Genomic DNA, 21,506 nt, shown 5'->3' with positions numbered 1-21,506 from the left:
GGTGTGGCGTGGCGTCGTGAGTAATCCGTTTAGTGGAGCGTTGGCTAAGCGTTCAAGAAACCTTCATCAAACCCCAGGGTTGAAAAGCACACACCCGGCTCCAAATCCCGTCGGCGGTCATCGAAGCCGGGGAGGGGTAATGGGAAGCGCGCAGTTTCATTGGATTGGCCGGGGCAGATTAGCCTTGGGCGTCATTCTCAGTCTTTTTTTCCTTGTGCCCTGCTCTCAGGCATTGGCGGCGCCCGCCGAAATCGGCGGCCTGACGGTGACCCTGCCCGATGCCGCTACCGGCTGGAGGAAGGCCGGTAAGGGCAATCTCTTTATGCTGCAGAAAGATTTTCCGGAAACGGAGGACGACAAGCGCGGCAATGCTTTGATTCAGATCACCAAGCCGCTCCCGGCAGCGCGCAGTTCCCTGCAGGCCGGCATGAAGACCTTCGTCGCGACGCTGCCCGACATGGCGAAGGAAGATATCCTGGTCAAACATTACGGAGTCACGGTGAACGGCTACGATATTCGCGTGGAAGAACGCTGCTGCGTTCATCAGAAGAACGTCAGCATCAGCCAGATCGTCGTCGGCGTCGCCGGCGACAGGCAGCAGGCCTATCTGCAGCTCGTGCTGCTGAATGTGAACGGTGACAGAAGCAGAAGTGCCGAGGCCGATTTCGCAACCCTCGTGCGCTCCGTGAAGCTTGATCCTTCCGACAAGGATTTCGATCTCGTGCCGGCGAGCGAAGACGGCGGGCTGGACGGCGTCTTCACCCATCTCGATACCGGTCTCCGGCCGAATGTCTTTGGCGGCATGGATTTCTATTCGGACAGCACGATCACCACGTTCGACCCGAAGGGGCTGTTCAGCACGGAACTGCCGAAGGGCGGCCGGAGCATCACCGAACATTGCAAGGAGACCCCGACCGATTGCGGCCTCTACACGCTTACCGGCGGCGGTTTTTTCTCCTCCGCCGGGTCGATCGAAATGCGCAGTGTCACCTCTGCCTACGGCACGATCGAGATCGAGACGAAGACATTCTCGAAAAAAGGTGAGGACCTGGTGATTGCCGACGCAGACCACCGCGCCGTGCCGCCGTTTGATGAGGGCACGACGCTCGACGGCGAATGGGTATCCACCTTCGCCTCGAGCGGGATGACCGCGACCTCATCGGGATCGGTGGCGTCCAGCCATACGCTGAGGCTTCATCGAAACGGTACTTTCGAACGCGCAGGCTGGTCGGGCGCCTCGATGACGAATGAGATCGGCGGATCGCAATCGGGCGTCACCACGTCAAGCAACCGGCCGGGCGCAAGCGGACGCTACAAGCTTTCCGGCTATCGTCTCGACCTGACCGACGTGAGCGGTAAGACCGAGACCATGAGCATATTCGAGCCGGACAAAGGTTCCGACGGGCTTCTGGTGATCAACGGCAACAACTACCTGAAGGACGATGGGAAATAGAGAGGCAGCGCCCAAGCTATTGATAAATCGGGCTTATACGGCGACGCAATTGCCTCCCGGTCGGCTGGAAAGCCACCGTGGGTATAAGTGACTTCGAGTCATCGGCAACGCGCGAATCACTTGAAATCTGGCTCATGTCGTCAGCCGTCTCGATGGGCCGAAACTGACGGTTTGGTTAAGCATTTGTAAATTGGTAACGAATCGAGGCATATAGTAACTGCGCAACTGAAGCGCTTTCGTTCAAAATTGCGCAGTTACCTGGGAAAAAGATCATGCAGCCGAGTCTTGCTCTTCAAGACGATCAAGAGCACCTCCCATCGCTTCTGGCAACAGATGCGAAGGAGTTATCCTATCAACTTCAGCAGCATCAGGCAAAAATCTTTCCCCCGCTCTCGCAAAAGACCATCAGAACATTTTCGCCGGCGGAAGCTGCGGCCTTTATCGGCATCGGCGAAGGTTATCTCCGCCAGGTAGCCGCCGACGGCCATGGGCCCGATCCGCTCGCAAACGGACGGCGGCTTTACAGTGCAACGGACATGGACCGGATTCGCCGGGTCCTCGACGAGCGAAACGGAACGCCGAAATATGTGCCGGCCCGCCGGCCGGGGGAAAAGCTCCAGATCATCTCCGTCATGAATTTCAAGGGTGGCTCGGGCAAGACCACCACTGCGGCCCATCTGGCGCAGTTCATGGCGCTCAGGGGCTACCGCGTGCTCGCCGTCGACCTCGATCCGCAGGCTTCCTTGTCCGCCTTGTTCGGTCATCAGCCGGAGTTCGACGTCGGAGAGGGCGAAACGATCTACGGTGCGATCCGATACGAGGAGCCGCGCCCCATCGCCGACATCGTGCGCGCTACCTACACGCCCAATCTGCATCTCATTCCGGGCAATCTCGAGCTGATGGAATTCGAGCACGAGACGCCGAAGGCGATGGCGTCGGGTACGGCGGAGACGATGTTCTTTGCCCGCATTGGCGAAGTCCTGACGGAGATCGAAAGCCTTTACGACGTTGTGGTCATCGACTGCCCGCCGCAGCTGGGGTTCCTGACGATGTCGGCGCTCTGCGCGGCCACTTCGGTCTTGATCACGGTCCACCCGCAGATGCTGGATGTCATGTCGATGTCGCAGTTTCTGACGATGACAAGTGAGTTGATGTCGGTCGTCGAAAAGGCCGGAGGGCGTACCAGCTATGACTGGATGCGCTATCTCGTGACGCGGTTCGAGCCGAACGACGGACCGCAAAGCCAGATGACCGGCTTCATGCGGGCGATCTTTGGCAATCGAATGCTCCACAACGCCATGGTGAAGTCGACGGCGGTCGCCGACGCCGGCGTCACCAAGCAGACACTCTACGAGGTCGAGCGATCGCAGTTCACACGCGGAACCTACGATCGGGCTCTGGAGTCCCTCAACCTCGTGAACGGCGAGATCGAGGCGCATATTCGCTCGACCTGGGGAAGGAAATAACAGATGGCGCGCAAGAACCTCATCGAAATTTCCGCTCCGAACCCGGAAAGGATGGACGCAGTCGCACCGCGCGACAATCGTCCGATCGCGGGATTCGTGCCGCAGGAGCGCAGTGCGGCGCCGGTCGGCGGCATTACCAAGACGCTCGGCAACATTACCGAGAAGATGGAGCGGGCAAGTGAGCTGGAACGGCAGCTCGCTGCCGGCCAGACCATCGTCGAACTCGATCCCGGACTGATCGATGCTTCCTTCGTCAGCGATCGATTGGCGATCGACGCGGCCGAACTTGCGCAGCTTGTCGAGCAGATCCGCGAGCATGGCCAGCAGGTTCCGATCCTTGTCCGCCCGCATCCCGAAACCAGGGGACGCTATCAGGTCGCCTACGGCCATCGACGCCTGGCTGCCGCCCGAGAAATCGGCATCAGGGTGCGCGCGGTCGTCCGTGATCTCACCGACGGTCAGCTGGTCGTCAGCCAGGGACAGGAAAACAGTGCTCGAACCAATCTCTCCTACATCGAACGCGCGCTCTTTGCATCGAGGCTTGAGGAACGCAGCTTTGGCCGCGATGTCATTATGGCGGCTCTCGGCGTGGATAAGGCGGCGCTGTCGAGAATGCTGATCGTCATCCGACAGGTCCCCCTTACGCTCGTCAACGCCATCGGCGCCGCGCCCGATATCGGCCRCCGGCGATGGTTGGAATTGGGCGAGCGGCTTGAGAAAGCCGACGTCGAGAAGATCATCGTGGAGTTGTCCGCGGACGACGCGCGCAAAATTTCGAGCGACGAGCGGTTTCAGCGGGCACTCATTCTGGCAACGAAGAAGACGGCTGCGCCGAAGCCAGCGGTGGCCAAAACCCAGGTTAATGGGGTGCCTGTCATGATCAAAAAGACAGCGTCCGGTGCAACCTTCGTTTTCGACGGCAAGACCGCACCCGGTTTCGATCAATTCGTCCAGGAAAGGCTGAAGGGCCTGTTCCAGGAGTTCAATAAGGACAGAGGAGCGTAGCGCGCAAAAGAAAAAGGCCCCCAACGACGCCGTCGTGGAAGCCCTTCTCAGATCTTAAGCACATCGAGAATCGCATTTCCCCGAATCACAGTCAAGCGTCTTAGGCACCAAATTGGTGGATGGTTTTCTTTTGCCTGAACGAAGGTGAAGGCAAATGGAGAGTGGATATGTGACGACGCCCTTTGGGCGGCGGCCGATGTCACTTGGCATGCTGGCAAGCCAGCAACTGGCCGAGACCATCGAGCCGGGGATGAAGCGCAGCAAGTGGAAGCTGTTCAGGGCGATCTGTGAGGCGCGGCCGGCGCTTGGCGTCACCGATCGGGCGCTGACGGTGCTCGACGCGCTTCTGACCTTCTACCCAGACGACGAGATTTCCGAGGAGAAGGGCCTGATTGTCTTCCCGTCGAATGCGCAACTTTCGCTGCGCGCCCGCGGCATGACGCCGGCGACCCTCAGGCGGCATCTTGGGGTTCTGGTCGAGGCCGGCCTGATCCTGCGCAAGGACAGCCCGAACGGAAAGCGCTATGCGCGCCGCGACAGGGCAGGGACCGTCGGCGAGGCCTTCGGGTTCAGCGTGGCACCGCTTCTGGCGCGTGCAGTCGAAATCGAAAACCTGGCCGCCCAGGCGGTTGCCGACCGGGAACTGCTGCGCGCGATCAGGGAACGGTTGACCATCTGCCGGCGCGACATCTCCAAGCTGATTGCGACGGCCCTCGAAGAAGAGGTCTCCGGTGATTGGGAAGGCATTTCAGTGATGTTTCGAACGCTCCTCGCCCGGATTCCGCGCGTGGCGACCGCAGAAGAATTGGCTCCGCTGGTCGATGAGATGGGATTGCTGCGGGCTGAAGTCGTCAACTTGCTGGAAAGGCAGATAAAAACACAAAAAATAGACGCCAATGAGTCTCAGAATGAGCAGCACAAACAGAATTCAAATCCCAAATCCACCTATGAACTTGAACTAAGCTTCGAAACGAAGCAGGGCGAACGGGCAGTTGCCGATCTTGAACCGAATGCCGGATCGCCGGACGAGCAAAGACTGAAACAACCGAAGCCTTCCGGCGGGATGAGCAACAAGGCGGGGGGGGCCGCCGATCCAGGAGCCGGGCATAGCCTGAAATCCTTCCCGCTCGGCCTCGTCCTCCAGGCCTGCCCCGGTATTCTCGACTACGGGCCCGGCGGAAGCATCGGCAACTGGCGAGATCTGATGTCGGCCGCTGTCGTCGTGCGCTCGATGCTCGGCGTCAGTCCCTCGGCCTATGAGGAAGCCTGCTCCGGCATGGGGCCGGAAAATGCCGCCACCGTGATTGCCTGCATTCTGGAAAGGGGAGGGCACATCAACTCGCCCGGCGGCTATCTCAGAGATCTGACCCGAAGGACCGAGAGGGGTGAGTTTGCGATCGGCCCGATGCTGATGGCGCTCGTGCGGGCGAATGGGCCAACAGCAAGGCATGCCAGTTGACCGGAGGGAAGCCACGGCCGCGACAATCGTGTAACGAGGCGGTGTGCAATCACCGCTTTACATCTAACATGTTAGTCTGCTACATCTGAGCCGGTAATTGGGAGGAGGCATATTTGACACAAAAATTCGGGCTCTCAGTCGCTCTCGCCACACCATTCGACAGCCATGGCGATATCATGATCGAGGCGATGATCGAGCAGGCACGGCGAAGCCTCGCTGCCGGATGTTCGAGCGTGACGCTGTTCGGGACGACGGGTGAAGGTTCTTCCATAGGAACCCAGGAACGTGAACGTGTCCTCACTTCCATGCTTGATAATGGGATAGCAGCAAAGCAAATCATCGTCGGCGTACTGGTCGACGCGGCCGAGGATGCTGCGATGCAGGCCGGGCATGCGCTTTCCGAGGGAGCCCGCAATATCCTTCTTGCTCCCCCTTGCTACTTCAAAAACGTCAGTGACGACGGCGTCTTCCAGTGGTTTTCGGCTGTTTTCGCCATCCTGGGCGACAAGGCGCGAGACATTATCGTCTACAACATCCCCTCGGTCACCATGGTCCCGCTGAGCGTATCGCTGATCGGCCGACTGCGGACCGCCTTTCCCAATATCGTCACGGGCGTCAAGGATTCTTCCGGCGACTGGCCGTTCACGGAAGCGCTGTTGAAGGCGCATGGCGATCTTGTCATCCTGGTGGGGGACGAACGTCATCTGGCGAAGGGCGTGCGGCTTGGCGGCCAGGGTGCAATCTCCGGCATGGCGAATTTCGTACCCCATGAAGTCAAGCTGATGGCAGAGGAAGGCAAGGACGATTCCCGCATCGAGGATTTCGTGGACGAACTGCTGAAATTTCCGGTGACCGCTGCCGTGAAGGCCATGGTGGCTCACTTGACGTCGGATGAAATCTGGCTTGCGGTTCGCCCACCACTCGTTTCAATATCCGGCGATGGGCAGGCGCAACTCGCTCTTGCGTTCGACACTCTTTTCCGCTCGAAAGCGGCATAGGTCGGACATGTTTCTGGGAGAGGTGATGGACGGAACGGACGAGCAGCCGACACTGCGGGAAAAGGCGTATGAGAGCTTCACACGCCACCTTCTTGCGCGTGACGTGCGCCCCGGCCAGTTCGTTTCGCAGCGCCGCCTCGTCGAGCTGACGGGGCTGACGCTCGGCGCCATCCGCGAACTCATCCCGCGGCTCGAAGCCGAAGGGCTGATCAAGACGGTCCCCCAGCGGGGTTTGCAGATTGCTCATATCGACCTGAACCTCATTCGCGAGGCGTTCCAGCTGCGCGTCTTCCTGGAGAAGGAAGCAGTCGCGCTTTTCACCCGCTCTGCGTCTGACGAGACGATCGCCGGGCTCCTGAAGCAGCATCGGGATATCGCCGACGCCATTCGAAACGGCGATGGATCGCACGAATTGGAAGTGCACGCGCAAGCTGTCGATTGGGGCATGCACGACGCCTTTATCGATGCCCTTGGAAATACCATCATCTCGAATGCCTACCGGGTGAACTCGATCAAGATGCGCCTGATCAGTCAGGATCGTTTTCGCATCGATGGTCACGTCGGACCTGTCATGGGCGAGCATCTGAAAGTGCTCGAGGCGATCGAAAGACGATCGGCGGAGGACGCCGTCAACAGCCTTGTCGCACACATCAATCACGCAAGAGATCGTGCGCTGAGGATATAATCGGAAATAAACAGCCGGGGGTGAGGAGATCGCCGGCAAAAGGAGGAGGTACCACATGTCATCGTTTTTGAATCCGACGAGGCGCGGCTTTCTGGCGGGTACGGCCGCTTTTGGCGCCAGCAGCATGCTCGGCGTGCGGTTGGCGTCGGCTGCCGTCGATTGGAAGCGCTTTGCCGGCACGACGCTCGAAGTCAACCTGGTCAAGAGCCCGCGCAGCGAAATACTGCTGAAGTACCTGTCCGAATTCGAGGAGCTCACCGGCATCAAGGTCAATGCCGAAGCGACGCCCGAACAACAGCAGCGACAGAAGACGACCATCGAGCTGAGCTCCGGCAAGCCGAGCTTCGACGTCGTGCACATGAGCTATCATGTCCAAAAGCGGCAGTTCGAAAAGGGCGGCTGGCTTGCCGATATCGGCGGTTTTCTCAAGGACCCCTCTCTGACCGACCCGTCTCTGGTAGAAACCGACTTCGCCGAAGCCGGCCTGACTTTTGCCAARGATCCGGACGGCGTTCTGCGTTCGCTTCCATTCTCGGTCGATTACTGGATCATCTATTGGAACAAGGCGCTCTTCGAGAAGAAGGGGCTTGCCTACCCGACGACGTTCGAAGAACTCGCCAGTGCTGCGGAGGCGCTCACCGATCCTTCGAGCAACACCTACGGCTTCGTCGCCCGCGGCCTGAAGAATGCCAATACGCCGGTCTGGACGTCGCTGCTGCTCGGATATGGTTCGAGCCCGCTCGGCCCCGATGGCAAGCTGCGCACGACGTCGCAAGAAGCGATCGATGCGGCCAAGCTTTATCAAAGACTGATGACCAAGACAGCCCCTCCCGGCGTTTCCGGCTTCAACTGGGCCGAGGCGCAGTCGGCCTTCCTGCAGGGCAAGATCGGCATGTGGCTGGACGGCGTTGGTTTTGCGCCGCCGATCGAGAATCCGGAAAAATCGCGCGTCGTCGGCCAGGTCGGTTACGGCATCATGCCGAAAGGTCCGAAGGCACAGGCCGCAGGCACCTTCGGCGACGGGCTTGGCGTCGTCGCGGCAAGCCAGAAAAAAGAAGCCGGGTATCTCTTCTGCCAATGGGCGATTTCGCATGAAATGGGCGCACGTCTGCTGCAGGCTGGCGCCGGGGTTCCTTTCCGCCAGTCCGTCCTCGAGGACGCGAAGGTCCGCGAAGGCGTCAAAATGCCGGGCGCATGGCTTGATGCCGTCGTCGGTTCCGGCAAGATCTCGCAGCTCGCGCTGCCGGTCATTATTCCGGTCACCGAGTTCCGCGACGTTTATGGCGTCGGTCTCACCAACATGATCGGCGGCGCCGATCCCGAAACCGAACTGAAGGCAGCGACGGCACAGTTCGAACCCGTCCTGGCAAAAAGCGAGGGATAATGGCCTCGACAAGTATCGAAACGGCCGCCGTGGCCAAGACGTCGAAAGGAAGGAGCAAACCGGATCGGTTTGCTCCTAACTACTGGCCCTTCGTCATCCCGGCGCTCATCGTCATAGCTGCCGTCATCGTCTTTCCGTGGGTGTTTACGGTCTGGATGAGCGTCAACAGCTGGACGCTCGGCCAATCGCAGGTCTTTGCGGGGCTGGACAACTACGCGCGCCTCGCCACCGACATGCGTTTTTGGGAGTCGCTGTGGCACACTGTGCTCTATACGACGCTCTCCGTAGTGGTTCCCCTTTTTCTGGGGACGCTCGCGGCGCTGATCTTTGATGCTCAATTTCCGCTGCGCGGTCTTATACGCGGCATATTCGTGATGCCGATGATGGCCACACCCGTCGCCATCGCGCTCGTCTGGACGATGATGTTCCATCCGCAGCTCGGCGTCCTCAACTATCTCCTCTCCTTCGTCGGCATCGGCCCGCAGGAGTGGATCTATAATCAGAGCAGCGTCATCCCGTCGCTGGTGCTGGTCGAGACCTGGCAGTGGACGCCGCTTATCATGCTGATCGTGCTCGGCGGTCTGGCGGCGGTTCCGCGCGAGCCCTATGAAAGTGCTGAAATCGACGGAGCCAATGTCTGGCAGAAATTCCGCTATCTGACGCTGCCGATGATCGCGCCGTTCCTGATGATTGCCGTGATTATCCGCAGCATCGATGCGGTGAAAAGTTTCGACATCATCTATGCCATGACCCAAGGCGGTCCCGGCACGGCGTCGGAGACGATCAACATCTATCTCTACAACACCGCTTTCGCCTATTACGATATCGGCTATGGCTCGGCCATGGCGGTTGTCTTCTTCATCCTCATCGTCCTGCTCTCCTTCGTCCTTATGATGCTCCGGCAGCGCGTGAACTGGTCCGACGGGGAGGCACGCTGATGAAGCGCAAGACGCTCGATCGCATCGGACTGCTGTTTGTTGCCCTGGTGATGATCTCGCCCGTCGTCCTGTTCTTCCTCTGGATGATCTCGCTGTCGCTGAAATATGAGATCGACAACGGCGCCTATCCGCCGATCTTCATTCCGGAGCGCTTGGCCTGGTCGAACTATCTGAAGGTCTTCGAAGAGAACAACTTCTTCCTCTATCTCTGGAATTCGGTGCTGGTGACGGGTGCGGCCACGCTTCTGGCGCTGCTGATCGGCGTGCCGGCCGGATATGGCATCGCGCGCCTGAAAGCCGAGAAGTCTGCCATGGTCATCATGATTGCGCGCATGACGCCGGGCCTTTCATTCCTGATCCCGCTCTTCCTGCTGTTCCAGTGGCTGAACCTGCTCGGCACGCTCATGCCGCAGATCATCATCCACCTCGTCGTCACTGTACCGATCGTCGTATGGATCATGATCGGTTATTTCGAGACGACGCCGATGGAGCTGGAGGAGGCTGCAAGCATCGACGGCGCAACACCCTGGCAGGTTTTCCGCCTGGTCGCCTTGCCGATCGCAAGGCCGGGCATCGTCGTTGCCTTCATACTGTCGGTCATCTTCTCGTGGAACAACTTCGTCTTCGGCATCGTGCTTGCCAGCCGCGAGACGCGCACGCTTCCTGTCGCGGTCTACAACATGCTCTCGTTCGAGCAGGTCAGTTGGGGTCCGTTGGCGGCGGCGGCGTTGATCGTCACCTTGCCTGTGCTGATATTGACGGTGTTTGCGCAACGGCAGATCGTGGCGGGCCTGACGGCCGGAGCCGTCAAGTGAGCTGGTGAGACAACGGTTTTGACGACTTCTGCTGCCTTCGAACAGCCTCCCGGTCAGGCGCGCCGCGTCTTGTGTGTCGGCGCTGCGGTTATGGACACACTGTTTCGCGTGCGCTCGTTACCCACCGGCCAGGGCAAAATTCTGCCCTATGATATGCTGCAGATCGCCGAGGGCATGGCATCGAGTGCCGCCTTTGCGGTCACCCGACTGGGCGGCCATGCCAGCCTCTGGGGTGCGGTCGGCAATGACGACACCGGCGAACGCATCATTGCCGACCTCAGCAATAGCGGCATAGACACGAGCGGCGTGGTGCGCGTCGAAGCCGCCCGCTCGGCCGTCTCGACGATCCTTGTCGATGATCAGGGCGAGCGCTTGATCGTGCCTTTCTACGATGCGGGCTTGCACGAAACGGTCAAGCCGGTCACGCAACAGGATGTTTCTGCTTTCGATGCGGTGCTGGTCGACGTGCGGTGGCCGAAGCTTGCATTGCGGACGCTATTGGCCGCCCGAGAGGCGGGAAAGCCGGCCATTCTCGATGGCGACGTCGCAGGCGATGGCGTGATCGAGATGCTGGCACCGGCGGCCAGCCACATTGTGTTCTCGCAGCCGGCCGCCGAGCGGCTTGCCGGAACGGCCGAGCTGGTGAAGGTCGTCGGCCTTCTCAAGCGAAAGTTCGAGCATGCCTTCATCAGCGTCACGGCCGGCGAAAACGGCTGCTTCTGGTTCGACGACCGAACCGGCGAAATTGTCCATCTTGCGGCTCCGAAGGTGAGGACCGTCGACACGCTCGCAGCCGGCGATATTTTCCATGGCGCTTTTGCGCTGGCCACTGCGGAAGGCTTACCGATCGAAGAGACGATGCGCTTGTCATCCATGGCGGCGGCACTCAAATGCCAGGTGTTCGGCGGACGTATCGGTGCCCCCACAAGAGCCGAAGTCCGCAATGCTCTCCGGGATTGGAGCGCTGGACGGTAGTAGTGGCGGGCAGGCGTATCGGAGAAGCGATCTGCCTGCGGCATGCGTTGTCAAAGCCAGTTTAGGATCAGCGCTCCATCAGCTTTTGACCGAGCCGGCTGTCATGCCGGCCAGGAAGTAGCGTTGAGCAACCAGGTAAAGGACAAGAAGAGGAAGGGAACCGAGCACGCTCATCGCCATCATCTCGTTCCATTCGAAGGCGTGCTGGCCCATCAGAAGCTGGATACCGATCGGAACGGTTCTGAGGTTCATCGATTTCGTCAGCGTCAGCGCGAAGAGGAATTCGTTCCAGGCTAGCAGAAACGTGTAGACCGCGGTGGCGACGATCCCCGGGATGGAGACGGGAACGATGACGCGCCATAGCGCCGTCCAGCTCGAGCCGCCGTCGACAAGGACGGCCTCGTCCAGCTCTTTCGGCAAGGTGTTGAGATAGCCTGTCATCAGCAGGATGGCATAGGGCAGCGTGAAGACCATGTAGGTGAGGATCAGCGCCAGATAAGTATCGAAGATCCTGAAGGCCACCACCATTCCGAAATAGGGGATGAGAAGGGTGATCGGCGGAACGGTCTGCGTGCTGATGATGAAGATGTTCAAGGTGTTCTTGAACCGGAACTGATAGCGGCTGAATCCGTAGGCGGTCACGATGGCGACGACGAGGGTCAGGCCGGTGACGACGCCGGCGACGAAGTAGCTGTTGATGAAGAACCGCACTTTCACCGGATCGTTGAAGATCGTCAGATAGGCGGCCACCGTGAAATCCTGCGGAAAAAGCCGCGGCGGAAGGGCGAAGATTTCGGTATTCGATTTCAGCGAGCTGAAAAACATCCACACGATCGGGAAGGCCGAAAAGACCAGGCCGATCGCCAGTCCGAGATAGGTCAGGATGGTCGGCAAGACCGAGTTCTTGAAGGAACGTTTTGCCATGGCGGTCACCTGCGCTGCTGGTGTTTGATGTAGAAGTAGGTGACGCTCATCGAAATGATCAGGATGATCATTGCGCTCGCCGAAGCCAGTGAAAATTCATATTGGGAGAAGGCGAGCTTGTAGGTGAAGGTGGAGAGCACCTCCGTCGAATAGATCGGACCACCGCCCGTCGTCATCCAGACGAGCGGAAAGACCTGCATCGTCCAGATGAAATCGAGGAGCGCGATGCTGATGATGATCGGCATTAACTGCGGAATGGTGATGTACCAGAACTTTTGGAGTTCGTTCGCGCCATCGATACCGGCTGCCTCGTAAAGCTCCTTCGAAATGCCCTGGAGGCCGGCGAGCAGGCTGACCATGTAGAGCGGATAGCCTGCCCAGATGTTTGCGAAGGTCAAAGCGTGGATGGCGGTGCGCGTCGACGAAAACCACTCGACCTTGAAGTTGATGATATGGAGCGCCATCAGCACGCTGTTGACGACGCCGTTCGGGTCGAGCAACAGGCGCCAGATGATGGCGATGATGACGGCCGTGAACAGCCAGGGCAGGATGAACAGCACACGAAGGATGCTGCGAATGAGCGGATCGACGCGGTTGGTGTTCAACAGCAGCGCGAATGCCAAGCCGATGATGAAGTGGAAGACGACGCTCATGATCGTAAAATAAAGCGTCTGTACGACCGACTGCCAGAAGACGGGATTCTCGAAGATGGTCAGATAATTCTGCACGCCTGCGAACGCGGCGTCCTTTTTCATGATGGCGCCGTCCATCAATGAATATTTGAAGACCATCACCATGGGAAACAGCATCAGCAGAACAAGCAGCAGGGTCGCCGGCGAAACATAGAAATACGGCACCAGCTTCCTCAAGGTGCTGTAACGAAGTCTTGCTTTTCTTCGCGGCTTGGCGTGCGCGGCGACGAGAGCCGGAGCGGAATGATTCATGAGCTGTGACTTCCCGTTCTGCCGAGATTTGACGACTTACACCGGCAGCGCCAGGTCGCGCTGCCGGTGATCCGTGAAAGCGACGTGCTTAGAACTTCGCGAGCCAAGCCTTCTCGGTATTGGCAGCTGCATCCTTGGCCGACTGTCCGCCGTCGAACATCTTCTGAACTTCGACGTTCATGTCGCGCATCAGCTCTTCGGCAACCGGAAGACCGACGAATTCGTTCGCAGGATAGCCGCTCTGGAAGATTTTAAAAGCTTCCGCGAAGATCGGGTCCGAGGCCACGAAGTCCGGCTTGGCATGGACGTTGCCGGGGAAGGCGTTGGCAATCGAGACCAGACGGCCGTTGACGTCAGGGCTCATCAGGTATTCGACCAGCTTCCAGGCTTCTTCCTTGTGCTGGCTGCCCTCGCTGATGCCGATGCCCCAGGAGGCATAGGGCATGCCGCGCTTGCCGGTGTAGCCATCAGTGGCCGGCAAGGCGGAGATGCCGAATTTGAGCTTCGGATTGCGCTCGCGGATGAGGTTCACATGCGCGAGTGAATCGACCATCATGCCGACGCGGCCGTTGACGAATTCCTCGACCTTGTCCTGTTCCTTCTTGGCGAAAATGCCGGGAGAAATCACGCCTTCCTTGTTGAGGGAGGAGAGATAGTCGAGCGTGCCGACGACGGCATCATTTTCGAGGTCAGGCTTGCCGTCCTTCATCATCGAGGCGCCGGAGGCCCAGACCCAGGACATCACATCGTTCTGGATACCGCTCGGAGACTGCAACGACAGCGGCAGAACCCAGCCATACTGGTTTTTCGAGGCGTCGGTCATCTTCTTCGCGGCTTCAGCGAATTCCGTGCGCGTCGTCGGCAGCTTGTCGACGCCGGACGCCTTGGYGATATCCAGGTTCACGAAGACGGGATAGACGAAGGATGCCAGCGGGAACATCACGCTCTTGCCATCGACCTTGACGATATCGGTGATCTGGCTCTTGTCGTACTTCGCCTTCTCCATCAGCTCGTCCATCGAGGCGATCGCACCCTGCTTGGCAAGCCCGTTTACCCAGGCGCCATCGAGGCCCACCACGTCGCTCAGCGTTCCCGAGGCGGCGCCGACGACAATCTGGTCACGCGTCGTGGCATAGGGACCGCTGACCAGCGTCACCTTGATGCCGGGGTTTTTGGCTTCGAAATCGTTCATGATGCCGCGCAGGGCGCCAGACGGCATTTCGGGTTCCCACCATTGAATGAACTCGATGGTGGTGTCGGCAAACGCCGATGTGGCGCAGAGCGCCCATACCGCCACGGCAGCCCGCATCGTCACGCCGAATTTTCTGATATTCATCTGTGCCTCCCAAAGATTGTCAGTTAATCGATCCTCCTCAAGATCGTAGGCAAAGTAGGTTCCCTGAAGCCCCTATCTGTCAATGAAGAACTGCGGTCGGGAAAAGATGGCAGGCCGGCATTCACGGCGCGTGTTGAGTTAAATCATTGATAAAAAATAATAAAATTGATTGACATCATCAGTATTTTTCTGCAGCATTTGTATTGCTTGTGACGCATTTTTTCTTTACTTTCGTAAACAAATGAAAGTTTACCCAACAAAATGAAAAGCGTGGAACTCGGCTTCTTCACTGCAAATTTTGGAATTTGGGGTGCTGAAACAAGCGCCTTTTGCAACCACGCGGCGCAGACGGCGCATACGGCGCAAGTCGCAGTGAAGGGAATATTTCGATTTTCGAAAGGGAGGGCAGGCCCCGCACCAAAAATGACGGATCACGCCGGCTTACGCGTTGATTTTCGACGATTCAGGATACGAAGATCACCTGTACAAATTGCCGAATGCGTGATTAGGCGCGTCGGCGGATCTGCCGTTGAGTGCGAAATCATTCCCGATCAGTGTCGTCATCCCGCCAGTAAGGAATTGAATGGCCAAGAAGAATTATAAATCGATGGACGACTTCGCGACCGCCGCCGGCGTATCGCGTCCGACCTTGTCGAAATATTTCGATGATCCCTCGCAGATCAAGGAGGTGACCCGTAAGCGTATCGAGGCGGCTCTCAAGAAGTCGCATTTCGAGCCGAACCTTTTCGCGCGGCACCTTAATCGCAAGCGGACCAGGAATATCGGCATTCTGGTGCCGACCATGTCGGATCCCTTTTATGTGCAGGTCGTGTCGCTGATCGAGCTGGAGTTGCGCGAAAAGGGATTCTGGCCTGTCCAGATCTCGTCCCACACGCGGCCGGAACTCGAAGCGGAGGCCGTGCGAACCTTGCTGTCGCTGAAGGTCGCAGGTGCGATCGTGGCGCCGCTCGGGGCCGGTTCTCGCCGTTCCGCGTTGGAAAGACTAAGCGGCGCAATCCCCGTCGTCTGCTTCGACAACCCTGCCGGCGCCGACCTTCCCTATGTCGGCAACGACAACGCGCAAAGCATGGCAGCCATTGTGCAATATCTCTGCCGGTCCGGTGAGCCACCGATCTTCCTGGAAATTCCGCATTTGACCGAAAATGCCGGCGAGCGGCAGGAGAGCTACCGCGCGACCATGGCGAAGGAAGGGCATGCTCCGTTGGTCATCGATTGCGACGCACCACCCTCTTGGGAATTCGAGCGTCTCGGATACGAGCAGATGCAGCGAATTCTTGCGAATGGCGGTCTTCCCGGCAAAACGCTGCTATGCGCCAACGATCGCTTTGCTTTCGGTGCGATGGCTGCCGCATTCGCTTCGGGACTGAAAATCGGCCGTAGTGACGCGTGCGACGTGCGTATCGCCGGGCACGACGATCACCCGCTGAGCCGATATACCTGTCCGTCGCTGACGACGATGGCCCAGAACGCGCCGGAGATCGCCGCGAAATCCGTGGAGCTTTTGCTGGCGCATATCGAAAGCGAGGATGATGGAACGACCCCTGTGACGAACAGGGTGATCCTCGAAGCGACGCTTGTTATGCGCGACTCGGCTTGAGTCAGTCGCGGTTGCGCTTCAACGGGCAAGCCCAGGGTCCATGGTGCGCCAGGCCATAGCAATGGCTTCAAGGGCCTCTTGCGCCTCCGGAATGGCCCGTCGCTTCGATACGAAGCCGTGGATCTGTCCGGCCCAGGTCCGGCTTGTGGCCTGCGCTTCCAAGCTGAGCCGCTCGGCATAAGCGGCCCCTTCGTCGAACAGCACGTCGTATCCGGCAAGGATCACGAGGGCCGGCGCCACGCCTGCTAGCGACGCCACGCGCAGCGGCGAGGCGCGCCAATCCGGCCTGCTCGCGGCTTCCGGCAGATAGTGGTCTCGGAACCATTGCATCGCTGCGGCCGTCAGGCCGTAACCCTCCGCATAACGCAAGTAGCTGTCGCTTGCCTGCAATTGGTCGGTCACCGGATAGATCAACACCTGTCCGATGACAGCCGGCACCTGTCCGTCCCGTGCCAGCAGGGCGACGACGGCGGCCAGATTGCCGCCGGCGCTATCGCCGGCGACGAGAATTCGCAAGGGATCGATACCGAGCGCATCCGCCTGCTCCGTCATCGAGACGAGTGTGGCGGCGCAATCGTCAATCGCTGCCGGAAAGGGGTGTTCCGGGGCCAGGCGATAGTCGGGCGAAACGACGACGGCGCCTGCCATATTGGCAAGCGTCCGGCAGATATCCTCATGGGTTTCCGGCGCGCCGATCACAAAACCGCCGCCATGGAGATAAAGCAAGGCCGGTGCGCCCTGGCGCGGCGCGGATCGTCCGCGCCATATCTTCAACCGGATGGCGCCCGCATGCCTTTCCAGGATCTCGGCCACGTCTTCGAGCGGCCGCTGGATGTCTGCGAAACTGTCCAGATATTGCTGCCGCGCCAGCGCCGGCGTGCAGTTTTCGACCGGCGTTTGTGGATCGCCAGGCCATGCAAGCGCGCGTTTGGCGGATTCGTCGAGTTGCGTCATGCCAGCAAACTCCTCGCTTCTTCTTCCCGCAATTCTTTTGGCTGCGCGACGATACCCGCAATGGTCTGCGCGACACCGGTTTCACCGGCACGCAGGATCGCTTCCATGACTTCGAGCACATGCAGCGCGAGATCGCCCGAAGCACGCGGCGCACGGCCTTCGATGATTGCGCGCGCGAGATCGGCAAGGCCAAGCATGCGGTAGTTGGCACGATCCGGCGCTGCGATCGGCCAGTTGACGGCGCCGAAGAGGTCGCCTGATGTATCCGTTTCCTGCCAGGGCGCGCCACGGCTGGACAGCGCGACGGAGCCGCCGAAATTGTCGGGGTCGGGCAGGCGCAGCGAGCCTTCGGTCCCGTGGAGCTCGATGGGGTGGTTGGAATGGCGGAAGACGTCCCAGGAGGTGCCGAAGGTGACCGTAGCGCCGCAATCGAATTCCAGCAGCGACAGCACGCTGGTCGGCGTGCCAACCTTGAACGTGGTGCCCTGCTTCCGTCCCTCCGCCGTGATGAGCCGCTCTTCCTGCCCGCTTGTGGCGACGGCCTGCACACGGCGGATCGGCCCTATCAGATTGACCATCATCGTCAGATAGTAAGGCCCCATATCCATGACCGGGCCTGCGCCGGCCTGATAATAAAAGCTKGGATCCGGATGCCAGTGCTCCATGCCGCGTCCCATCATGAAGGCTGTCCCGGTCACCGGCTTGCCGATGGCGCCGGCTTCCATTCGCCGCCGGGCATGGCGTCCTGCCGCCCCGAGGAACGTGTCTGGCGCCGAGCCGAGCATGAGGCCCTTTAAGGCGGCGGCATCCACCAACCGGCGTCCTTCTGCGGCCGTGACGCCGAGCGGCTTCTCAGTGAAGACATGCTTGCCTGCCGACAGCGCCCGCATCGAAACGTCAAAATGTGCAGCCGGGATCGTCAGATTGAGGATGAGGTCGATGTTCTTGTCGTCGATGAGGCTATCGACGTCAGCGGCGCGCAAATTGAACTCGGCCGCGCGGCGCGTGGCGGCGTCTGCGTTGAGGTCTGCGCAGGCGATGATTTCGACGCCGCAAAACAGCGGCGCGTTGCGCATATAGGCGAGCGAAATGTTGCCGCATCCCACCACGCCGATCCTGAGTTTCATACCATTGGTCTGTGTCATCGAAGAACCTGATTTTGCGATTGCGAGTGCGAAGGATTGAGGGGCGCGTTACAATTTAATCGCAAGGAATAAAATATATTGACGCACGGTAACATTTGACCGTACGTAATGGCAAGACGCTGGCGTCGCAATCCTTGCTGAAGAGCCCGCCGTTCCGGTCTTCGGCCGCCTCTCCCGGCGGAAGGGGTTTTCGGCAAGGCCGGCGAAGCCCCCGAGGATTGCTCGCGCGGGGAAGCCGCCGGCTTCGGTATCGGCTGTCATCAACGAATAGGTCAGGACCGAGATATGAAAAATGCTGAGCTGCGGATCGGCTGCCAAACATTCACCTGGGAGATGCTGGGTACGGATTGGAACGGCGGTCCGGACGATCTGGTGCGCGCCGTCGCCGACGGTGGATATGCCGGTATCGAAATCACCGATACGATGATTGGTCACTACGCGCTCAAGCCTGCCGACTTTGCCCGCACACTGACGGATGCCGGTTTGGCGCTGGTCTCCTTTGCTTTCGGCTCCGCCAGCGGCTTCACGGTGCCGGAAAAGATTGCCTCCGATCTCGACACTGCGCGGCGATGGGTCGATTTCGCCGTGAACTTTCCCGGTGCGATGGTATCGATGGGATCGGCGACGGTCGTCTCGGATGGTCCGCGCGATGAGAAATTCGCGATTGCGGCCGAGTGCTACAATCGTGCGACCGAGATCGGACAGTCGGCTGGGGTCACTGTAGCTGTCCATCCTTCCTCGCATCACAATACGCTGCTCTTCACCCGGAACGACTATGATCGCCTGTTTGCTCTCTTGGATCCAGGAGTGGGTTGGGTGCCGGATACCGGCCATATCCTGCGTGGCGGCCAGCAGATCGGCGACACGCTGGCGGCCCACCGGGACCGTATCCGTTACGTGCATCTGAAGGATGTCGACGCCGGCGGGATCTGGGCGATGCTGGGCGAAGGCGTCTGCGACGTGCCCCCCGTCATTTCGGCCGTTCGGGATGCGCCGAACTTTATCGGCTGGATCGTGGTGGAAGAAGAATCCGACCATGCCGGAACCGATCCTGCCGCCGCCGTTCGCGCGAACCGTGAGACGCTTCGACGTCTGGGATTTTAGCCCATCTCGTTTTCCCCGGCATCGGCCGGGGCCTTCGGCCCGCGCCAAAGTCTCTCCCGGTTCTCTTCTGAAATGGACAGGTGGACTGCAGGTCACGCGTAGCGAACCTCCACGCCCAGCTTGTCCAGCCGGTGGCGAATGCTGTGCGGCATGTTGCTGTCCGTGATGATCAGATCGACGCGCGATAGCGAGAAGGCTTTGGAGGAGGCGCCGATGTCAAATTTGCTCGAATCCGCCACGAGGACGACACGCCGGGCCATGCGAACCAGGTTGCGCTTTGTCCGCGCAATGTCCTCGGAGACATCGACGACGTCGAAGGCCTGATCGATCGCGTGGGCGCTGACAAAGGCCTGGTGGGCGACGAGGCCGCCGACCGCCTTGTCGGAGTCCGATACGATGGTGCTCACGGTGCTAGGAAACACGCGGCCGCCGATCATGTGCACGTCGAGTCCCGGCCGGTACATCAGATGCTGGGCGATGTTCATTGCCGTTGTCGCAACCACGACGTTGCTGACCGGGGGCATCTGCATGGCCACCTGCAGCAGCGTCGAACCGCTGTCGAAGACGATCGACTGATTGTCGATGATCTGTCGCGCAGCCATCTGGGCGATGCGTCGCTTTGCATCGAAATTGCGTTGCATGCGTTCCTCGAAGGCCGCCGCGGGCGAGTCGGACGGCAGGGCAATTGCCCCGCCATGCGTTTTGATCAGTTGCTTCTTCGCGTCCATGATTTCGAGATCGGAGCGGATCGTCACTTCCGAGACTTCGAAGAATTCCGCGAGCTGGCGGGTGCGGGCCTGACCGACCCGTTGAAGTTCCAGCATGATCTGCTGCCGCCTTTGTTCTGCAAGCATATGTGATCCCGACCTGCCGCCCTTTGCGACCATATGACTTTTGAAAAACGAAAGTTCGCCGCCTTATCCTACGGCTCGTGCTACAAAAATAGCCGCATGATGACGAAAATGCACGTCAAAAATTCATCATTGATGTAAAAACGAAAGAAATCGAAATATTGAATATTTGTTTGTTTTCGAGTTAGGGTTTCCTCAGCATCGGCGCCAGCAATCGCAAAGCCGGCAATCACAAAGGAAGTATCGCCATGGGTCTCGGAACCAAAGTCCGCCTCGCACGCCTGTTCTCGAACCCATCGGGCCATCTGTTCGGAGGCGCCGTCGATCATTTTGTCGGTTATGGCAATGTGCGTGAGGGCGGGCTTGCCGACCTGCCGGGTGCGCTCAGACGCGTCATGGCGGGAGGGCCCGACTACATCAGTATCCAGCCTGGCGCGGCGCGCCACCTGTGGTCGGAATATGCCGGAAAGGCAGCGCTCGTCATTCAGGGCGGTTGCTTCACCGCCGACGACCGTATTCGTCAGCTCATCGCGACCCCGGAGGACGCGGTGCGTTATGGTGCGGACGCTCTGGCTGTTGCCATTCCCGTGCGCGGCGCCACCGAAGGAGAGTACATCCGCTGGCTCACCGATACGGTCAACGCCGCCGCCCGCTTCGAGATGCCGGTCGTCGCCCATGTCTATCCCCGTGATTTCTCCGACGGCGGCAAGATCGTATTCACCCCGGATGAGATTGCCTATGCGGTGCGCATCGGCTTCGAGGCTGGCGTCGACGTGATCAAGGTGGGCTATACCGGCGATTTCGAATCCTTCCGCGAGACCGTTGCGACCTGCCCGGTTCCGGTCGTGATCGCCGGCGGCCCGAAGACCGATACGCTGCTCGGGGCGCTCGTCCAGACGTCGGAAGCATTGCGCGCTGGGGCCAAAGGCGCGGTCGTCGGACGCAACCTCTGGGGTCACGGCGATACGACCATGGCCGCGCGCGCCTTCAAATTCGTCATTCACAAGGGGATGGCGCCGGAGGATGCGCTGGCGGCGGCCGGTGCTTGAGACGTGTCGCCCCCTTTCCAGGTTCTGGGCTTCGGCGCCCTGGCAATCGATGACATCATCTATGTCGATCGGGGGCTGACGGCCGGCAAGGGGAAGGTGACGAAGCGCGCCACGGACCATGGCGGCAACGTGGCGACGGCTCTTGTTGCCGTCGCCCGGCTCGGCGGTCGCGCCGGCTTCATCGGCTGGCTCGGCGATGAGACAACGGCCGACATGGCGGGCAGCGAGCTCGAGCGCGACGGTGTCGACATATCGCTGGCTCCCCGCCACGCGGATGCCGCTCCGATCCGCTCCGTGATCACGGTCGGTCCCGACGGCGACCGGTTCATCGCCTATGACGACAATGTGCTGCACGGCACGTCGGATGCGCTGCCCGACGATGTTCTGATGCAGGCCCCGGTAC

At 59.9% G+C, this 21,506-nt stretch carries 20 protein-coding genes; 14 read left to right on the top strand and 6 right to left on the bottom strand.

Going from position 1 to position 21,506, the window contains the following annotated elements; translation table 11 throughout:
• Positions 1 to 139: 139 nt before the first annotated feature.
• The 10 genes from AC1ECN_RS34995 to AC1ECN_RS34950 all read left to right on the top strand — a co-directional run bounded on the left by AC1ECN_RS34995 (position 140) and on the right by AC1ECN_RS34950 (position 11,178).
• Positions 140 to 1,453, top strand: a complete 1,314-nt coding sequence (locus AC1ECN_RS34995; RefSeq protein ID WP_130682895.1) for a hypothetical protein — start codon at positions 140 to 142, stop codon at positions 1,451 to 1,453.
• 272 nt (positions 1,454 to 1,725) lie between these two features.
• Complete coding sequence (gene repA / locus AC1ECN_RS34990) at positions 1,726 to 2,919, top strand: plasmid partitioning protein RepA (protein WP_003550127.1); 1,194 nt, start codon at positions 1,726 to 1,728, stop codon at positions 2,917 to 2,919.
• A gap of 3 nt (positions 2,920 to 2,922) precedes the next feature.
• Entirely contained in the window at positions 2,923 to 3,924 is a 1,002-nt protein-coding gene (gene repB, locus AC1ECN_RS34985) for a plasmid partitioning protein RepB (RefSeq protein WP_477955580.1), read from the top strand.
• A gap of 154 nt (positions 3,925 to 4,078) precedes the next feature.
• Positions 4,079 to 5,383, top strand: coding sequence for a plasmid replication protein RepC (repC, locus tag AC1ECN_RS34980; protein ID WP_477955579.1), 1,305 nt, complete (start codon positions 4,079 to 4,081; stop codon positions 5,381 to 5,383).
• 113 nt (positions 5,384 to 5,496) lie between these two features.
• Positions 5,497 to 6,381 (top strand): dihydrodipicolinate synthase family protein, encoded by an 885-nt coding sequence (locus AC1ECN_RS34975; RefSeq protein WP_130663303.1) that lies wholly within the window; start codon positions 5,497 to 5,499, stop codon positions 6,379 to 6,381.
• 7 nt (positions 6,382 to 6,388) lie between these two features.
• On the top strand, positions 6,389 to 7,066 hold the full coding sequence (locus AC1ECN_RS34970; protein ID WP_024319755.1) for a GntR family transcriptional regulator: 678 nt from the start codon (positions 6,389 to 6,391) through the stop codon (positions 7,064 to 7,066).
• Positions 7,067 to 7,121: 55 nt separating this feature from the next.
• Positions 7,122 to 8,450, top strand: a complete 1,329-nt coding sequence (locus AC1ECN_RS34965; protein ID WP_018480643.1) for an ABC transporter substrate-binding protein — start codon at positions 7,122 to 7,124, stop codon at positions 8,448 to 8,450.
• Positions 8,450 to 9,388 (top strand): carbohydrate ABC transporter permease, encoded by a 939-nt coding sequence (locus tag AC1ECN_RS34960; protein WP_018480642.1) that lies wholly within the window; start codon positions 8,450 to 8,452, stop codon positions 9,386 to 9,388. Before AC1ECN_RS34965 ends, AC1ECN_RS34960 begins: the two co-directional genes overlap by 1 nt.
• Positions 9,388 to 10,203 (top strand): carbohydrate ABC transporter permease, encoded by an 816-nt coding sequence (locus tag AC1ECN_RS34955; RefSeq protein ID WP_003550140.1) that lies wholly within the window; start codon positions 9,388 to 9,390, stop codon positions 10,201 to 10,203. Before AC1ECN_RS34960 ends, AC1ECN_RS34955 begins: the two co-directional genes overlap by 1 nt.
• Positions 10,204 to 10,221: 18 nt before the next feature.
• Complete coding sequence (locus AC1ECN_RS34950) at positions 10,222 to 11,178, top strand: sugar kinase (RefSeq protein WP_024319756.1); 957 nt, start codon at positions 10,222 to 10,224, stop codon at positions 11,176 to 11,178.
• 78 nt (positions 11,179 to 11,256) lie between these two features.
• Here the strand turns inward: AC1ECN_RS34950 and AC1ECN_RS34945 are convergent, their stop codons facing one another.
• The 3 genes from AC1ECN_RS34945 to AC1ECN_RS34935 form a co-directional block, all read right to left on the bottom strand.
• Positions 11,257 to 12,102 carry a carbohydrate ABC transporter permease gene (locus AC1ECN_RS34945; RefSeq protein ID WP_018480632.1) on the bottom strand — a complete coding sequence of 282 codons (846 nt, stop codon included), beginning with the start codon at positions 12,100 to 12,102 and terminating at the stop codon, positions 11,257 to 11,259.
• Between the two features lie 5 nt (positions 12,103 to 12,107).
• Positions 12,108 to 13,046 (bottom strand): carbohydrate ABC transporter permease, encoded by a 939-nt coding sequence (locus AC1ECN_RS34940; protein WP_018073124.1) that lies wholly within the window; start codon positions 13,044 to 13,046, stop codon positions 12,108 to 12,110.
• Positions 13,047 to 13,134: 88 nt separating this feature from the next.
• Complete coding sequence (locus tag AC1ECN_RS34935; RefSeq protein ID WP_477955576.1) at positions 13,135 to 14,382, bottom strand: ABC transporter substrate-binding protein; 1,248 nt, start codon at positions 14,380 to 14,382, stop codon at positions 13,135 to 13,137.
• Positions 14,383 to 14,965: 583 nt separating this feature from the next.
• Here AC1ECN_RS34935 and AC1ECN_RS34930 point away from each other — a divergent pair.
• Positions 14,966 to 16,000, top strand: coding sequence for a LacI family DNA-binding transcriptional regulator (locus AC1ECN_RS34930; RefSeq protein WP_130682891.1), 1,035 nt, complete (start codon positions 14,966 to 14,968; stop codon positions 15,998 to 16,000).
• An 18-nt stretch (positions 16,001 to 16,018) separates the two neighbouring features.
• Here AC1ECN_RS34930 and AC1ECN_RS34925 read toward each other — a convergent pair whose 3' ends face one another.
• Positions 16,019 to 16,954: an alpha/beta hydrolase gene (locus AC1ECN_RS34925; protein WP_130663301.1), complete on the bottom strand. Its 936-nt coding sequence runs from the start codon at positions 16,952 to 16,954 to the stop codon at positions 16,019 to 16,021.
• Positions 16,951 to 18,099, bottom strand: a complete 1,149-nt coding sequence (locus AC1ECN_RS34920) for a Gfo/Idh/MocA family protein (RefSeq protein WP_130665745.1) — start codon at positions 18,097 to 18,099, stop codon at positions 16,951 to 16,953. Before AC1ECN_RS34920 ends, AC1ECN_RS34925 begins: the two co-directional genes overlap by 4 nt.
• 285 nt (positions 18,100 to 18,384) lie before the next feature.
• Between AC1ECN_RS34920 and AC1ECN_RS34915 the strand changes: the two genes are divergently transcribed.
• Positions 18,385 to 19,203: a sugar phosphate isomerase/epimerase family protein gene (locus AC1ECN_RS34915; RefSeq protein ID WP_130714052.1), complete on the top strand. Its 819-nt coding sequence runs from the start codon at positions 18,385 to 18,387 to the stop codon at positions 19,201 to 19,203.
• Positions 19,204 to 19,295: 92 nt separating this feature from the next.
• On the opposite strand, the gene AC1ECN_RS34910 is transcribed toward AC1ECN_RS34915, so the two are convergent.
• Positions 19,296 to 20,057 carry a DeoR/GlpR family DNA-binding transcription regulator gene (locus AC1ECN_RS34910; RefSeq protein WP_024319763.1) on the bottom strand — a complete coding sequence of 254 codons (762 nt, stop codon included), beginning with the start codon at positions 20,055 to 20,057 and terminating at the stop codon, positions 19,296 to 19,298.
• Positions 20,058 to 20,302: 245 nt separating this feature from the next.
• Here AC1ECN_RS34910 and AC1ECN_RS34905 point away from each other — a divergent pair, with 245 nt between their 5' ends.
• Together AC1ECN_RS34905 and AC1ECN_RS34900 are read left to right on the top strand one after the other, a co-directional pair.
• Positions 20,303 to 21,103, top strand: coding sequence for a beta/alpha barrel domain-containing protein (locus AC1ECN_RS34905; protein ID WP_018073131.1), 801 nt, complete (start codon positions 20,303 to 20,305; stop codon positions 21,101 to 21,103).
• Between the two features lie 3 nt (positions 21,104 to 21,106).
• Positions 21,107 to 21,506 (top strand): PfkB family carbohydrate kinase (locus tag AC1ECN_RS34900; RefSeq protein ID WP_477955572.1); only part of this gene is annotated, 400 nt, incomplete at its 3' end.

The sequence above is a fragment of the Rhizobium sp. 01N447_2 genome (genome assembly GCF_056399245.1).
The sequence above is the reverse complement of the archived record's forward strand: the minus strand, read 5'-3'. Positions and strand labels throughout refer to the sequence as shown.

Excerpts from the sequence above, each read along its gene's own strand:
- AC1ECN_RS34995 (WP_130682895.1), top strand. The coding sequence starts at position 140 with ATGGGAAGCGCGCAGTTTCATTGGATTGGCCGGGGCAGATTAGCCTTG.
- repA (WP_003550127.1), top strand. The coding sequence starts at position 1,726 with ATGCAGCCGAGTCTTGCTCTTCAAGACGATCAAGAGCACCTCCCATCG.
- repC (WP_477955579.1), top strand. The coding sequence starts at position 4,079 with ATGGAGAGTGGATATGTGACGACGCCCTTTGGGCGGCGGCCGATGTCA.
- AC1ECN_RS34970 (WP_024319755.1), top strand. The coding sequence starts at position 6,389 with ATGTTTCTGGGAGAGGTGATGGACGGAACGGACGAGCAGCCGACACTG.
- AC1ECN_RS34960 (WP_018480642.1), top strand. The coding sequence starts at position 8,450 with ATGGCCTCGACAAGTATCGAAACGGCCGCCGTGGCCAAGACGTCGAAA.
- AC1ECN_RS34955 (WP_003550140.1), top strand. The coding sequence starts at position 9,388 with ATGAAGCGCAAGACGCTCGATCGCATCGGACTGCTGTTTGTTGCCCTG.
- AC1ECN_RS34945 (WP_018480632.1), bottom strand. The coding sequence starts at position 12,102 with ATGGCAAAACGTTCCTTCAAGAACTCGGTCTTGCCGACCATCCTGACC.
- AC1ECN_RS34940 (WP_018073124.1), bottom strand. The coding sequence starts at position 13,046 with ATGAATCATTCCGCTCCGGCTCTCGTCGCCGCGCACGCCAAGCCGCGA.
- AC1ECN_RS34930 (WP_130682891.1), top strand. The coding sequence starts at position 14,966 with ATGGCCAAGAAGAATTATAAATCGATGGACGACTTCGCGACCGCCGCC.
- AC1ECN_RS34925 (WP_130663301.1), bottom strand. The coding sequence starts at position 16,954 with ATGACGCAACTCGACGAATCCGCCAAACGCGCGCTTGCATGGCCTGGC.
- AC1ECN_RS34915 (WP_130714052.1), top strand. The coding sequence starts at position 18,385 with ATGAAAAATGCTGAGCTGCGGATCGGCTGCCAAACATTCACCTGGGAG.
- AC1ECN_RS34910 (WP_024319763.1), bottom strand. The coding sequence starts at position 20,057 with ATGCTTGCAGAACAAAGGCGGCAGCAGATCATGCTGGAACTTCAACGG.
- AC1ECN_RS34905 (WP_018073131.1), top strand. The coding sequence starts at position 20,303 with ATGGGTCTCGGAACCAAAGTCCGCCTCGCACGCCTGTTCTCGAACCCA.